The sequence below is a fragment of the Streptomyces sp. NBC_01255 genome (assembly GCF_036226445.1).
In the GTDB taxonomy this organism is placed as follows: domain Bacteria; phylum Actinomycetota; class Actinomycetes; order Streptomycetales; family Streptomycetaceae; genus Streptomyces.
The window spans coordinates 7778630-7793216 of the sequence record NZ_CP108474.1; the positions used below are offsets into that span (position 1 = coordinate 7778630).

The window sequence follows — 14587 nt, forward strand, 5'->3', positions numbered from 1 at the left end:
GCCGACGCCGGATGGGCCGTCGCCGGAACCGAGGACCAGGAGCCGTGTCGCATCGCACCGCACCGCCCGGACAGGTATCCGCCCGCCTGCGTTCAGGCGGGGCGGGCTACCACATCACCGGCAGGCGCTCCGGGAGCCGCTTCATGAAGCGTGTCCGCCACACCAGTTGGTCGACCGGCACCGCGAGTCGCAGTTCCGGCATCCGGTCGAGCAGCGCCTCCAGGGCGATCTCGGCGTGCTTCTTGCCGAGCGCGGTCGCCGGGCAGTAGTGGCCGCCCAGCCCGAAGGACAGGTGCGCGTGGTTGTTCGGCCGTGTCAGGTCGACCTTGTGCGGGTTCTCGAACACCTCCGGGTCGAAGTTGGCGGCCTCGACCAGGACCAGGACCAGCTCACCCTTCCTCACCAGGACGTCGCCCAGCTCCATGTCCTCCGTGGCCAGCCTCGGCAGCCCGTCGGCAATGGACAGGTTGATGCGCAGCAACTCGTCGACCGCTGCCGGGATCTTCGACCGGTCCGCCAGCAACTCCGCTTGGAGCTCCGGGTGTTGCATGAGCGCGAAGACCGCCATGGTGAGGAAGCCCATCGTGGAGATCACACCGGCGCCGAAGAAGGTCACCCCGACCGTCGCGAGCATCTCGTCGGTCAGATGCGCGTACTCCGGGTCCTCGCGCAGCGCGGCGAGCTCGGCCATCAGTCCCGTGGTGGCGGGGTCGTCCAGCCGGTCCACCATGTAGGCCATGTCGCGGTCCCAGTTGAGCCGGGCGCCGGTCACCGGGCAGGCCGAGTTCATGAACGCGATGTCCAGACTGGCCGCCAGCCTCGGCGCGTCCTCGAACGGGATGCCGAGGATCCGGCAGTGCAGCGCCTCCGAGAACGGCCCGGTGAAGGCGGCGCGCAGGTCGGACGGCGCGCCGCTCGCGACGATCTCGTCGATCAGCCGGGCGGCGTCCGCGCGCATCCAGTCGACCAGGCCCTCGGCCTTCGGGTTGATCGCCTTCAGTACGGCCTTGCGCAGGCCGGCCCCGGTGATGTTGCCCATGTTGTTGACGACCTCGGGTGGAATCGTCAGGGCGTACTGCCGGGGCGCACCCGGCGACGAGGTCTCCTTGAGGCTGAATCTGGGATCCTCCAGGACCTGCTTGCACAGGGCGTAGGAGGACACGAGCCAGGCCTCGTCGCCCGCGATCGTACGGACCTTCTTGACCGGCTCCGAGCGCAGCGCCTCGATCTCGGCGGGAAGCCGGTCACCGCGCCAGTCGAACGGGAAGTCGATCGGGGCCTCGGCGGGCCTCAGGGCATCGGGGGACGCCAGGCCCTCGGGGGACGTCAAGGTCTCAACGGACATCGGGGGCTCCTTCGGCGGGCGTGATGACGGCGTGGCCCTGGTTGCGCGAAGCGCGCAGGCCGGCGCCTCGGGAGTACAGCAGCTCTGCCATCGGCAGGAGCTGGTGGTAGCAGTTGAGCGAGGACGGGACCCCGAAGATCGCGGGGGTGTCCAGGAACAGCGGGGCCTCGGCGCAGATGTAGTCGAGGCAGACCTCGCGCTGCCGCCGCGTGCTGGGGCCGTCCGCCTTGGTCGACAGGAAGTACGTCGCGAGTTCCTCACAGGTCCGGCGGAACTCGTGGTCGGAGTCGAGGAGCCGCAGGATCCGGGCGTGGATCTCGCGGTACGCGTCGTGGTCGGCGAACTCGGACAGGGCGCGGGCCCGGACCGTGCCGTCGCCCTGATCGAGGGCGGCCGCCGCGTTGTTCACCTTGGCCCGGACGCCGCGCAGGTTCTTGACGGCCTTGCGCTGGGCGTCGATCGGGTCGTATCCGAAGGCCTCGTACATCTCGGCCACGTACAGGTCGGTGTAGAGGATGTCGACCCGGCCGAAGTTCTCGGCTCCCCAGCGGCCGAGGTCCAGGACCCGCTGGGCCGAGAAGTAGCTGTTGCCGGGCGATATGCCGATGAGGGCGTGGTCCCCCGCTGCCTGGATCACCTGGCAGTGGGGGGTGAAGGGCCGAACGTCGAAGAGTTCGGCGGAAGGAGGTGTGGTTGTCGCGATGGTCAACGTCGTCAACGGAGAGTGTCCTCCGCGTCGCAAGTCCCGATGGAGCCCCGTGCTCCTGGTGTGGCGACGACGACGTGAAGTTAGCTATCGAGTACGGAGCGTGTCAACGCTGTCTCAGGAGACGTGAGTTGCCTGTGATCACCAACTTCCCGTGTCACCGTCGACGAGCTAGGGATCCCGGCGGCCGGATGACCGTGCCGGGCCGTCAGACATCCGTCATCGGGCCCGGTCTCCCGCGCCGCCGCCCCGTCGCGTTGGATGGCCGGAGCAGTGGCAGCGAATGAAGGAGGTGCGCCGTGGGGCGTGTCGTGCGGAAGCGGTGGTGGGCCGGGGCGGCGGTGCTGGGTGCGGCCGTCGTGGTGGCCGGGTTGATGTGGTTCAAGCCCTGGGCTCTCTGGGTCGACGAGACCGTGCACGAGGCGCTGCCTTCCGCGCCGGCGAACGCGAGTGCGACCGCGAGTGCGACCGCCAGCGCGACGGCGGTGGAGCCTGCCGCGCCGGCCGGCCCGACCATCGTGGCGCAGGGCACCTTCATCAGCCACGAGCACACGACCTCCGGGACGGTGAAGCTCATCCGGCTGGCCGACGGCTCGCACACGGTGCGTCTGGAGAACCTCGACACCAGCAACGGCCCCGACCTGCGCGTCTGGTTGACCGACGCCCCCGTAAAGGAGGGCACGGCCGGCTGGCGGGTCTTCGACGACGGTACGCACGTCGCTCTCGGCAAGCTGAAGGGCAACAAGGGCGACCAGAACTACGCCGTTCCCGCGGACGTCGATCTGACCGGCCTCACCAGCGTCACCATCTGGTGCGACCGCTTCGACGTGTCCTTCGGCGCCGCCGAACTGGCCGCCTGACGGGTTCCGCCGACCCCGGGGAGAGCCGCCCGGAGAGGAGTCACTAACGGCGGATTCACGGTCGCGATACGCGGCGGAAACCGGCCGTCCCTAATTTCTGTCATCCGACAGGTATTCGCAGGCACTCGCCTTCGCGACAGGGGACCGCCATGACCGTCACCACCGATCCCACTCCGCCGGCGCCACCCTCGCCCGACGCCGCGGGCGAGGGCTCGCTCGCCGCGTTCGGCTACCCCCAGGAGTTGCGGCGCCGGATGGGCCGGTACGCGTCCTTCGCCGCCGGGTTCTCCTTCATCTCCGTACTCACCACGGTCTTCCAGTTCTTCTCCCTCGGCTTCTCCTTCGGGGGGCCGCTCTTCTTCTGGACCTGGCCCGCCGTTCTCGCCGGCCAGCTCCTCGTCGCCGCCTGTTTCGCCGAACTCGCCGCCCGGCTGCCCATCGCGGGGGCGATCTACCAGTGGGCGAGCCGACTCGGCAGCCCGGCCTTCGGCTGGTACGCGGGCTGGATCATGGTGACCGGCCGGATCGTGGTCGTGGCGGCCGCCGCGCTCGCTCTCCAGGTCGTCCTGCCCGCCGTCTGGCCGGGCTTCCAGATCGTCGGCGGGGACCCGTCACCCACGACCACCAGCGGCGCCGCCAACGCCGCCGTCCTCGGCCTCGCCCTGCTCGCGCTCACGACTCTGCTCAACGTCCTGGACAACCGCGCGCTGTCGGCCGTCAACACCGTCGGCGTCACCGCCGAGATCGCCGGCGTCGCCCTGATCGTCACCCTCCTCGCCACCCACGCCGAGCGCGATCCCGGCATCACCCTGCACACCGGTGGCCAGGGCGGCCTGATCACGGCGCTCCTGGTGGGCTCCTTCACCGCCGCGTACGTCCTCATCGGTTTCGAGAGCGCGAGCGAGATGAGCGAGGAGACCGTCAACCCCCGGCGTGTCGCCCCTCGTACGACGCTCAGCGCGCTCACCACCTCCGGCGTCTGCGGCGGGCTGCTGCTGCTCGGCGGGCTGCTCGCCGCGCCCAGCCTCACCGACGGACGCCTCGCGGGCGAGGGCCTGGGGTACGTGCTCACCAGCACCCTCGGCGACGACCTCGGCAGGGTCCTGCTCGCCGACGTGGCCCTGGCCATCTGCGCGGCGACCCTGGCGATCCAGACCTCGGCGACCCGCATGCTCTACTCCATGGCCCGCGACGGCGTCCTCCCGTGCTCGGCGCGGCTGGCCCGGGTGCCGCGGCGGACCGGGATGCCCGGCACGGCCGCGGTGGTGGTCGGCGTCGGCGCGGCGCTGCTGCTCCTGCTCAACCTCGCCTCGCCGCAGGCGTTCCTGGCCATCGGTACGACGTGCATCGCGATGGTGTACCTGGCGTACGCGATGGTCACCGGCCCGATGCTGGTCCGGCGGTTGCGCGGCGAGTGGCCGCCGGCGGGCGAAACCGACCGTGACGAGCTCGGCAGGCCGCTGTTCTCCCTCGGCCGCTGGGGACTCCCCGTCAACGCGCTCGCTGTCGGCTACGGCCTCGTCATGACGGTCAACCTCGCCTGGCCGCGCGCCGAGGTGTACGACCCGGAGGGCGGCCACTGGTACTTCCAGTGGTTCACCGTCCTGGTGGTCGGCGCCACGGTCGCGACGGGTGCGGCGTACCGCTGGTACCGGCGCCGCAGGGGAGCCGGTCAGGAGGAGTCGAAGGAGGACTCGCGACTCCGGGCGTGACGCACCGCCCGATGGATCGCCCGATGCCGGGTCACGCATCCGCCGCGAGGAGCCGCTGCCCCTCGCGGCGCAGCCGTGCCAGGGAGCGCTGCGGCACGCCCGCCACTCGAAGCGCCGCGTCGGCCGTCGCCTCCGCCAGGGCCCGCGCGTCGCGCGCCGGGTCGGCGCGCCGGATGAGGATCACGCTCTCGGTGAGGCCGAAGAGAAGGTCCGTGCGGAGCGCCAGGTCCTCCGCGCCGAGTGCCGCCCCCGGCTCCGTGGCGGCCAGCAACTCCCCGTAACACTGCTTGAGTTCGGACCGGACCCGGTGGAAGGCGTCGAAGCGGTCCGTCCGTACCTCGGGCAGCAGGTAGAGCGCCCCTAGGTTGTAGGGTCCGCTGCACAGCAGCGCCGCGTCGGAGTGGCACAGGGCCCACAGGCGTGCCTCCGGGGCCGCCTCCCCGCCGGACACCAGCCCGCGCGCCACGTCGAGCGAGGGGCGGACGGTCCCTTCGAGGAGCTCCGCGAGGATCGCTTCCTTGCCGTCGAAGTAGTGGTAGAGGGAAGCCTGCCGCAGCCCGGCGCGCTCGGCGATCGTGCGGGTGGAGGTCGCCGTGTAACCACGGGTCGTGAACAGCTCGGCCGCCCCGGCCAGGACTTCGGCGCGCGGCTCCAGGCCGCTCGCGGGGCGCTCCTGGACCCGCGGCCGGCCGACTTTTCTGCTGGTGGGCGTGGTCACTCCGTGATCCTCGCACAGGGCCGGCGGCTCCCTCCGGGCCGAGCCCTCGGGTGAGTTTCCGGTAACCGACGCGAAACGCACGGGCAATGGCCGCGAAGCGCCCGGTCCCTAATTTCTGTCAAGCGACAGAAATCAGTCCCGACCGGAGGTTGAGCGATGGCGACACCGTCAGCGACAGCGTCGACGCCCTCAGAGGCAGCGTCGATGCCCTCAGAGACAGCGTCGACGCACGGCGCGCGCGACCATGCCCGCGCCCAGGAGGGCACAAGGGTGGACGCCATGCCCGTCCTGCCCGCGAGCAGCTGCCCGGCGCCTCCCGACGGCGTGGCCGCCGAGGACGTCGTGTGGGCCGAGACCGTGGCGGGCGGCAACTACACCCACAAGGTCCTTGCCCGGGGTACCGAGCTGCGGCTGACCGACCTCACCGGTGCCGCCTGCGCGCACCTGCTGCTCCACAGCGCCGACCGCCCCTGGGAGCGGCTGAACACGGCCGACACCGTCAAGGTGCTCTGGAACGCGTACCTCGGCGAAGGGCATCTCCTCCTGTCCGACCAGGGCCGGGTCCTCGCCTCACTCATCCAGGACACCTCCGGCCGCCACGACGCCCTCACCGGCACCTCCACCCTCGCGCGCAACACCGAGCGGTACGGGGACGGGACCCCGCAGTCCGCCTCACCGGCCGGGCGCGAGCTGTTCAAGCTCGCCGCCCTGAAGAACGGCCTGGCCCCGCGCGACCTCCCGCCCTCCGTCTCCTTCTTCCAGGGCGTACGGGTCGACGACGACGGCACCACCCGGTTCACCGGCTCCGCCGGCCCCGGAAGGACCGTGACGCTCCGCGCCGAACAGGACGTCACCGTCCTCGTCGCCAACGTCCCGCACCCCCTGGACCCGCGCCCCGACTACCGCTGCGGGAACCTCGGCGTCCTCGCGTACCGGGCCGGCCCGACCGCCCCCGGCGACCCGCTGTGGAACGCCACCCCCGAAGGCCGCCGCGCCTTCCTGAACACCGCCGACCACCTCACCGCCCGGGGGATCGCATGACCACCGCCATCAGCCCTCCGGGCCGCGTCGTCTCCGACGACATCGTCCCCGCCCGCGCCGCCTGGTCCGCGGTCGTCCGCAAGGGCCACACGCTGACCGTCACCGACCTCCACGGCAACCAGGCCGCGGACTTCCTCCTCTACGACGCGCACGACACCTCCGTGCGCTACAGCGCCCCCGACACGATCCAGGCCCAGGGCAACCTCTTCCTGACCACCGGCTCGGTGCTGCTGTCCAACGAGCACACCCCGCTGATGACCGTCGTCGAGGACACCTGCGGACGGCACGACACCATCGGCGGTGCCTGCTCCAAGGAGTCCAACACCCTCCGCTACGGCCACCACACCTGGTCGCAGCACGCCTGCGTGGAGAACTTCCTCGCCGAAGGCGCCCGGCACGGGCTCGGCAAGCGCGACCTGGTCTCCAACATCAACTGGTTCATGAACGTGCCGGTCGAGCAGGACGGCACCCTCGGCATCGTCGACGGCCTCTCGGCCCCGGGACTGCGGGTCGTGCTGCGCGCCGAGACCGACGTCCTCGCGCTGCTCTCCAACTGCCCGCAGATCAACAACCCCTGCAACGGATTCGAACCGACGGCCGTACGGATGACGATCACCGGGCCGCACGAGAGCGGCCAGAGCGGCCAGAGCGACGAGAGCGACGAGGTCGGCACACGATGACATTCGACACCCTGCTGGTCGCCAACCGCGGCGAGATCGCGGTACGCGTCATCCGCACCGCCCGGCGGCTCGGTCTGCGTACCGTCGCCGTGTACTCCGACGCGGACCGCGGCGCCGAGCACGTCCGGCTGGCCGACGAGGCCGTCCGGCTCGGGCCCGCGCCCGCCAAGGAGTCCTACCTCGACGCCGACCTGGTCCTGAGGGCCGCCAAGGACACCGGCGCCGGCGCCGTCCACCCCGGCTACGGGTTCCTGTCCGAGGACGCCGACTTCGCCCGCCGCTGCGCCGACGCCGGCATCGTCTTCGTCGGCCCCACCCCCGGACAGCTGGAGCTGTTCGGCGCGAAGCACACCGCACGCGCCGCCGCCCAGGCGGCCGGGGTGCCGCTCGCGCCCGGCACCGGGCTTCTCCCCGATGTGGCCGCGGCCCTCGCGGCGGCCGAGGACATCGGCTATCCGGTGATGCTCAAGGCGACCGGCGGCGGTGGCGGCATCGGCATGCGCGCCTGCCACGGCGCGGACGACCTCGCCGACGCCTGGGAACGGGTGCAGCGGGTGGCCGCGGCCTCCTTCTCCTCCGCCGGCGTCTTCCTGGAGCGGCTCGTCGAGCGGGCCCGCCACGTCGAGGTGCAGGTCTTCGGCGACGGGCACGGCAAGGTCGTCACCTTCGGCGACCGCGACTGCTCGCTCCAGCGCCGCAACCAGAAGGTCCTGGAGGAGGCTCCGGCGCCCGGCCTGCCGGACCGTGTCCGCCGCGGACTGGCCGAGGCCGCCCGTGACCTGTGCGCCTCCGTGGACTACCGCTCCGCCGGCACGGTCGAGTTCGTGTACGACGCCGCCCGCGAGGAGGCGTACTTCCTGGAGGTCAACACCCGGCTCCAGGTCGAACACCCGGTCACCGAGGAGATCCACGGCGTCGACCTGGTCGAGTGGATGCTGCGGCTCGCCCAGGGCGACACCGCGGTCGTCACCGAACCCCCCGCGCCCGCGGGACACGCCGTCGAGGCCCGCATCTACGCCGAAGACCCCTCCCGCGACCACCGCCCCAGCGCCGGCCTGCTGACCCGGGTCGCCTTCCCCCCGGGCGTCCGCGTGGACACCTGGGTGGAGACCGGCACGGAGGTCACCACCGCGTACGACCCGATGCTCGCCAAGGTCGTCGCGCACGGCGCCGACCGCGCCGAGGCACTCGACCGGCTGGACGCGGCGCTCGCCGCGACCCGTGTCGACGGCATCGAGACGAACCTCGGCCTGGTGCGGGCCGCGCTCCGGGACACCGCGGTGCGCTCCGCCGTGCACTCGACCGCCTCGCTCGCGACGATCGGCGACCCGACGCCGCGCATCGAGGTCGTCGCGCCGGGCACCCTCACGACCGTGCAGGACTGGCCGGGGCGCACCGGCTACTGGCAGGTCGGCGTCCCGCCGGGCGGCCCGATGGACGACCTGTCCTTCCGGCTCGGCAACACCGCGCTCGGCAACGACGAGGGCGCCCCCGGCCTTGAGTGCACCCTCCAGGGCCCCTCCCTGAGGTTCACCCACCCGACGACGGTCTGCGTCACCGGCGCCCCCGCGCACGTGACGATCGACGGCACCTCCGTGCCGCAGTGGGAGCCGGTCACCGTCGACGCCGGACAGACCCTCGCCGTCGGGGCCCCCGACGAGCGGGGCCTGCGCACGTACGTGCTGTTCGCGGGCGGCCTGGACGTACCGGAGTTCCTGGGCAGCGCCGCCACGTTCACCCTCGGCCGGTTCGGGGGACACGGCGGCCGCGCGCTGCGCGCCGCCGACGTCCTGCACGGCGGCGAGGCCCGTACGGAGACCTCCGTCGTCCCCCTTGACGAGCGCCCGGTCCTCGGCGGTACGTGGCGGATCGGCGCGGTCGAAGGGCCGCACGCCGCACCCGAGTTCTTCACCGAGGACGACATCCGCGACTTCTACGCCGCCGACTGGAAGGTGCACTTCAACTCGGCGCGCACCGGCGTCCGCCTGGTCGGCCCCAAGCCGCGCTGGGCACGCGCGGACGGCGGCGAGGCGGGCCTCCACCCGTCCAACATCCACGACACGCCGTACTCCGTCGGCGCCGTCGACTACACCGGCGACATGCCCGTCCTCCTCGGCCCCGACGGGCCCTCCCTCGGCGGCTTCGTCTGCCCGGCGACGGTCGTCACCGGGCAGCGCTGGAAGCTCGGCCAGCTCCGGCCCGGCGATACGGTCCGCTTCGTCCCGGTCACCGCGGAGGAGGCCGGCGAGCTGCGCCGTCACCCCGCCGCGGCACCGCGGGCCGACCGTGAGGCCATTGTCGACGGCGGAGTCCTCGCGCGTCTGGCGGAGAACGACGGCCGCCCGGCGGTCACGTACCGGCGCAGCGGCGACGACAATCTCCTCATCGAGTACGGGCCCATGCAGCTCGACCTGGCGCTGCGCATGCGCGTCCACGCGCTCGCGGAGGCACTGGCCGCGCGCGGGCTGCCCGGCGTCGTCGACCTGACCCCGGGCATCCGCTCTCTCCAGATCCAGATCAACCCCGACGTGCTGTCCCAGCGGGCCCTCCTCGACGCCGTGCTGCGCGTGGAGGAGGAACTCCCCGCCACCGACGAGCTGGTGGTGCCCAGCCGGACCGTGCACCTCCCGCTGTCCTGGGACGACCCGGCGACCCGCGAGGCCATCGCCCGCTACACGGCCGGCGTGCGCGACGACGCCCCGTGGTGCCCCTCGAACATCGAGTTCATCCGCCGCGTCAACGGCCTGGAGACGGCCGACGACGTGTACCGCACCGTCTTCGACGCCGAATACCTCGTCCTGGGCCTGGGCGACGTCTACCTCGGAGCGCCCGTCGCGACCCCTCTCGACCCCCGCCACCGGCTGGTCACGACCAAGTACAACCCGGCCCGCACCTGGACCGCGGAGAACTCGGTCGGCATCGGAGGCGCGTACCTGTGCATCTACGGCATGGAGGGCCCCGGCGGCTACCAGTTCGTCGGCCGCACCACGCAGGTGTGGTCGGGCTGGCAGCAGCGCGGCGCCTTCGAACCGGGCAAGCCCTGGCTGATGCGCTTCTTCGACCGGATCAAGTGGTACCCGGTCGGGGCCGACGAACTCCTGGAACTGCGCGCGGACATCACCTCCGGCAGGTTCGTGCCGAAGACCGAGGGAGGCACCTTCTCGCTCGCCGACTACCGCGCCTTCCTCGACGAGAACGCCGCGTCGATCGCCGCGTTCCGCGTCCGGCAGAGCACGGCGTTCGGCGCCGAACGCGACGCCTGGGAGGCCGCCGGCGAGTTCGCCCGTGCCGAGGCCGCCGCCGAGGTCACGCCGCCGACCGCCGACATCACGGTGCCCGAGGGCGGCCGCCTGGTCGAGGCCGAGTTCACCGCCTGCGTCTGGCAGGTCGACGTCCAGGTGGGGGACCGGGTGTCGGCGGGTCAGCAGCTGGTCGCGCTCGAGGCGATGAAGATGGAGGCGCCGGTAGCGGCGCCCGCCGACGGCATCGTCGCGGAGATCCTGATCAAACCGGGCAGCCAGGTCGAGGCGGGAACCGCGCTCGTCGTCCTCGCTCCCGTCGAGACCGCGGAGGCGACAGCATGATCACGGCAGTGGAGCGGGTACGGGCCGCGTACGCCCGCATCGCGCGGGCGGACCGGCCTGAGGTGTGGATCGACCTGCGCGCCCGGGAGGACGCGGAGGCCGACGCCGCTGCGGTCGACGCGAGAATCGCGGCCGGCGAGCGGCTGCCGCTCGCCGGGACGGTGTTCGCGGTCAAGGGCAACATCGACGTGGCAGGACTTCCGACGACCGCCGGCTGCCCCGCGTACGCCTACCGGCCGGCAGCCGACGCCCCGGCGGTGGCACGTCTGAAGGCGGCGGGCGCGGTGCTCCTCGGCACCACGAACCTCGACCAGTTCGCGACCGGCCTGGTCGGCACGCGCAGCCCGTACGGCGCCGTCCGCAACGCCGTCGACCCCGCGTACGTCTCCGGCGGCTCCTCGTCCGGATCGGCCGTCGCGGTCGCTCTCGGCATCGCGGACTTCGCGCTCGGCACGGACACCGCGGGCTCGGGCCGGGTCCCGGCGGCCCTGAACGGCATCGTCGGTCTCAAGCCGACGATCGGCCTGGTCCCCACGGACGGTGTCGTCCCGGCCTGCGCGTCGCTCGACTGCGTGACGGTCTTCGCCCGCACGCTCCCGGAGGCCGAGCGGGCCCTGTCCTTCATGGCGGCGCCGTCCGCGCGCGAGCTCCCCGCCCTTGAGCAGCGCCGCCCGGGGCCGTGGCGGATCGCCGTGCCCGACCCCGGGCAGCTGGGCGAACTCGACAAGGGGTGGCCGGAAGCGTTCCGGTCGGCCGCGACCCGGCTCGCCGACGCGGGCGCCGAGATCCTGCCCGTCGACCTGACGCCGTTCACCGAGGCGGCCGCGATGCTGTACGAGGGGGCGTTCGTCGCCGAGCGCTACACCGCCGTCGGCACCTTCGTCGACGCGCGTGCGGGCTCGGCGGACCTCGACCCGACGGTGGCTGGCATCATCTCCCGCGCCCGGGACATCCCCGCCCACCGGCTGTACGCGGACCGGGAGAAGCTGTCCGCCCTCCGTACGAGAGCCGTGGTCGCTCTCGGCGACGCGGACGCGCTGCTCCTGCCGACGACACCGGGCCACCCGACCCTCGCGGAGGTCGCGGCCGACCCCGTGGGCACGAACGCCCGGCTCGGCCGGTTCACCAACTCGACCAACCTGTTCGACCTGGCGGCGGTCGCCGTCCCGGCCGGCGAGGTGAACGGCCTGCCGTTCGGCGTCATGCTGATCGGCCCGGCGTTCACGGACGAGCGGCTCGCGCGCGTCGCCGGTCTGCTCACCACCCCACCGCTGCGTCTCGCGGTGGTCGGCGCGCACCTGTCCGGGCAGCCGTTGAACGGGCAACTGCTCGCCCTGGGCGGGCGACTGGTGCGCACGACCACGACCGCGCCCGCCTACCGGCTGTACGCGCTGGACACGGTCCCGCCGAAGCCGGGCCTTGTCCGGGCCCGCGAAGGCGGTGCCGCGATCGAGACCGAGGTGTGGCAGCTGCCGGCCGAGGGGCTCGGCGCGCTCCTCGCGGCGCTGCCCCGACCGATGGCGCTGGGCAGCGTCGAACTCGCGGACGGAACCTCCGTACCCGGCTTCCTCTGCGAGCCGGAGGCGCTGGACGGCGCCCGCGAGATCACCTCGTACGGAGGCTGGCGCGCCGCCCTCGCCGCGACTTCGTAGGGGCGTCTGTCTGTCGTGCTGCGCCCGGACTGCGCGCGCCTGCTGTTCCCGGCCTGAGGAAGGCCCGCCGCGACGGCGGGCCTTCGCCTGCCTTGTCTACCTGGTCGAACTCTCGGTGGAGCCCAGGTACTTGCCGGGCCCTCCGTCGCGCACGGTGTCGAGGGTCACGCAGTGGAACGATCCGCCGAAGCTGTAGACGTGCCGGAAGTCCACCGGCACGCACCTGAAGCCCCAGGCGGTCAGGGCGTCGATGAGCGGCTGCTCCTGGCGCTCCACGACGACCGTCTCCGGATCCAGGGACAGCACGTTCATGCTCACCCACGGGCTGCAGAAGTACATCGGCCAGTCCGACGGCAGCGTCGGAGCGGGCGCCGGCAGGATCTCCCAGCCCTCGAACAACGTGTGAGGGACGTACCGTTCGGGATTCACCAGCAGCTTCCCCGGGGCCAGCGGAGCGAGGGTGGCGTCGATGTGCATGGCGTGCGGGTCATCGGTCTCGATGACCGAGACGGTGAACTCCGGCCCCAGGGCCCGCCGGACCCAGTCGATGCCGAAGTCGTTGGTGACATGGCTGCGCTGTACGACGATGTCCTGGCCGAACCGGAGGAAGTCGGCGGCGTCGAAGACCGGTTCGAACTCGGTGACGGCCCAGCGCTCCCTGTCGGGAGAGTCCGCGCCGCCGGGCGTCTGGTACAGCTCGTCCGTCAACTGCGGCCGGGGCGCCGGCATCCAGCGGGCCCCGCGCCGGAACCACGACTTGAGCAGCGTCCGGAAGGCGTCCCCTTCGTGGTACCGGCACCGCCAGGACATCGGCGCCTCGATGACGGCGTCCCCCACGACCATCAGCAGGTCCCGGGGCATGCCCGCGTACAGGCCGCCCGCGGACTCCCAGTGCGGAGTCCGGAACGGCCGCGCGTGATTGACCGCGTCGGGCCGCACCACACTGATGCCCTCGCCCTCCAGGACCTCGGCCAGTGCGTCCAGTTCCTCCTCGGCCGCCTTGAGGTGGGCGGCAGGGAACGGCAGCCCGCCCTCCTCCTTGCTGTTGCGCCACGCCGATTCGGGCAACGTGTGCGCCAGCGACTCCTGCCAGCCGGGGAAGACCCCGCCGGAGAGAGAGCCGACGACGACTTCGCGCAGCGGATCCCACTCGGTGTACGAGTTGAGCGCTACGGCGGACAGGTCGACCTCCTCGCCGGGCCTGGCGGTGGCGCGGCCGATCGCGTCTGCCCGCGCTCGTGTCCGTTCCCGTTCCTGTTCCCGTTCCAACTGTTCCTCCGTAGATTTTCGCAGGGGGAAGCACGGCGCCCCGTGCGGAGGACGCCGTGGGTGAAGTCGCTGTGCGGTCTTCGCCGCTCCGTGTCTAGCGCGCGCCGGCCAGTCCGCCCGCCGTCTCGCCGCCGTCGATCACGAAGGACGGACCGGTCACGAACGCGGCGTCGGGGGAGGGGAGGCAGTGGATCAGGGGGGCGATCACCTCGGGTGCGCCCAGGCGTTGCAGCGGTACGACCCCGGCCTGCTCGGCGAGCTGCCGCTCGCTGTACTCGGCCCGCTGCACGGGCGTCAGCACGTGACAGGGGCAGGCCGCGTTCACCCGAATGTGGGGCGCTGTGCGCCCCATGCCCCTGCGAAGGGGCGCTCGACGAGGCCGACCGCGCTTCTTACGGCGCCGACGCGCCGGGTCGGTCGTCCAAGGTGCCGATCATGTCGTGCAGCCAGGCGAGTTCGGCCCGGGACGTCGCCCGGGCGATCAGCAGGATGCCGCTGCGGAACGGGTCGGTGATCTCCTCGGCGCCGAGCGGCCGTGCCTCGTCGTAGAAGAAGCTGGCGGGCTCTTCGAGGAAGGCGAGTCGGCGGCGGAGTACGGCGGCCTGCTCGGCGGAGTCGTCGAGGTGGCGGAGGAAGGCCAGCACGGTGAACCAGCGGTTCTCGTCGCTGATGTCCAACTGCTCGGGCGTGCGCAGCCGTTCGAGCAGCGCCGCCCGCCCGGCCGGGGTGAGGTGCAGGGTGTGCCGGGGCGCGGCGGTCGATCCGGGCTCGGTCTCGCGGACGAGCAGGCCGTCGGCTTCGAGGCGCTTGATCGCCGGGTAGAGGGTGCCGTCACTGAGCGGGCGGATGTGGCCGGTCAGCGCGGACAGGTGCCGGCGCAGTTCGTAGCCGTGCATGGGTCGGTCCCGAAGGAACCCGAGAATCGCGAGCTTGAGCATGGGCTCATGCTGTCAGATCCTTGATGCGACCGAGGTATATCGATTCCGCTATACCTCGATGTCGAGGTATCGTCGAGCGTCA

At 72.3% G+C, this 14587-nt stretch carries 12 protein-coding genes; 6 read left to right on the top strand and 6 right to left on the bottom strand.

Features of this window, described 5'->3' with window-relative positions:
- Window positions 1-106: 106 nt before the first annotated feature.
- Window positions 107-1345 carry a cytochrome P450 gene (locus OG357_RS35285; protein WP_329624976.1) on the bottom strand — a complete coding sequence of 413 codons (1239 nt, stop codon included), beginning with the start codon at window positions 1343-1345 and terminating at the stop codon, window positions 107-109.
- Window positions 1335-2054, bottom strand: coding sequence for a tRNA-dependent cyclodipeptide synthase (locus tag OG357_RS35290; protein WP_329624977.1), 720 nt, complete (start codon window positions 2052-2054; stop codon window positions 1335-1337). The genes OG357_RS35285 and OG357_RS35290 overlap by 11 nt, the downstream gene beginning before the upstream one ends.
- A gap of 296 nt (window positions 2055-2350) precedes the next feature.
- Here OG357_RS35290 and OG357_RS35295 point away from each other — a divergent pair, with 296 nt between their 5' ends.
- Window positions 2351-2911: a DM13 domain-containing protein gene (locus tag OG357_RS35295; RefSeq protein ID WP_443066775.1), complete on the top strand. Its 561-nt coding sequence runs from the start codon at window positions 2351-2353 to the stop codon at window positions 2909-2911.
- A gap of 149 nt (window positions 2912-3060) precedes the next feature.
- Window positions 3061-4623: an amino acid permease gene (locus OG357_RS35300; protein WP_329624978.1), complete on the top strand. Its 1563-nt coding sequence runs from the start codon at window positions 3061-3063 to the stop codon at window positions 4621-4623.
- Window positions 4624-4654: 31 nt separating this feature from the next.
- Here the strand turns inward: OG357_RS35300 and OG357_RS35305 are convergent, their stop codons facing one another.
- On the bottom strand, window positions 4655-5341 hold the full coding sequence (locus OG357_RS35305) for a TetR/AcrR family transcriptional regulator (RefSeq protein WP_329624979.1): 687 nt from the start codon (window positions 5339-5341) through the stop codon (window positions 4655-4657).
- A 204-nt stretch (window positions 5342-5545) separates the two neighbouring features.
- Between OG357_RS35305 and OG357_RS35310 the strand changes: the two genes are divergently transcribed.
- From OG357_RS35310 to atzF, 4 genes are read left to right on the top strand one after another with little or no spacing between them, the layout of a single operon-like run.
- Complete coding sequence (locus OG357_RS35310) at window positions 5546-6382, top strand: urea amidolyase associated protein UAAP1 (protein ID WP_329624980.1); 837 nt, start codon at window positions 5546-5548, stop codon at window positions 6380-6382.
- Window positions 6379-7062 (top strand): urea amidolyase associated protein UAAP2, encoded by a 684-nt coding sequence (locus tag OG357_RS35315; RefSeq protein WP_329624981.1) that lies wholly within the window; start codon window positions 6379-6381, stop codon window positions 7060-7062. The genes OG357_RS35310 and OG357_RS35315 overlap by 4 nt, the downstream gene beginning before the upstream one ends.
- Complete coding sequence (gene uca / locus OG357_RS35320; RefSeq protein ID WP_329624982.1) at window positions 7059-10646, top strand: urea carboxylase; 3588 nt, start codon at window positions 7059-7061, stop codon at window positions 10644-10646. Before OG357_RS35315 ends, uca begins: the two co-directional genes overlap by 4 nt.
- On the top strand, window positions 10643-12298 hold the full coding sequence (gene atzF / locus OG357_RS35325; protein WP_329624983.1) for an allophanate hydrolase: 1656 nt from the start codon (window positions 10643-10645) through the stop codon (window positions 12296-12298). The genes uca and atzF overlap by 4 nt, the downstream gene beginning before the upstream one ends.
- 96 nt (window positions 12299-12394) lie before the next feature.
- On the opposite strand, the gene OG357_RS35330 is transcribed toward atzF, so the two are convergent.
- The 3 genes from OG357_RS35330 to OG357_RS35340 all read right to left on the bottom strand — a co-directional run bounded on the left by OG357_RS35330 (window position 12395) and on the right by OG357_RS35340 (window position 14505).
- Window positions 12395-13567 (bottom strand): amidinotransferase, encoded by a 1173-nt coding sequence (locus OG357_RS35330; protein WP_329624984.1) that lies wholly within the window; start codon window positions 13565-13567, stop codon window positions 12395-12397.
- Window positions 13568-13661: 94 nt separating this feature from the next.
- A complete protein-coding gene (locus OG357_RS35335; protein ID WP_329624985.1) occupies window positions 13662-13919 on the bottom strand; it encodes an SDR family oxidoreductase in 258 nt (85 codons plus the stop codon).
- 40 nt (window positions 13920-13959) lie between these two features.
- The gene (locus OG357_RS35340; RefSeq protein ID WP_329624986.1) at window positions 13960-14505 is read right to left on the bottom strand and encodes a PadR family transcriptional regulator; all 546 of its coding nucleotides are present in this window, start codon (window positions 14503-14505) and stop codon (window positions 13960-13962) included.
- Window positions 14506-14587: the final 82 nt, after the last annotated feature.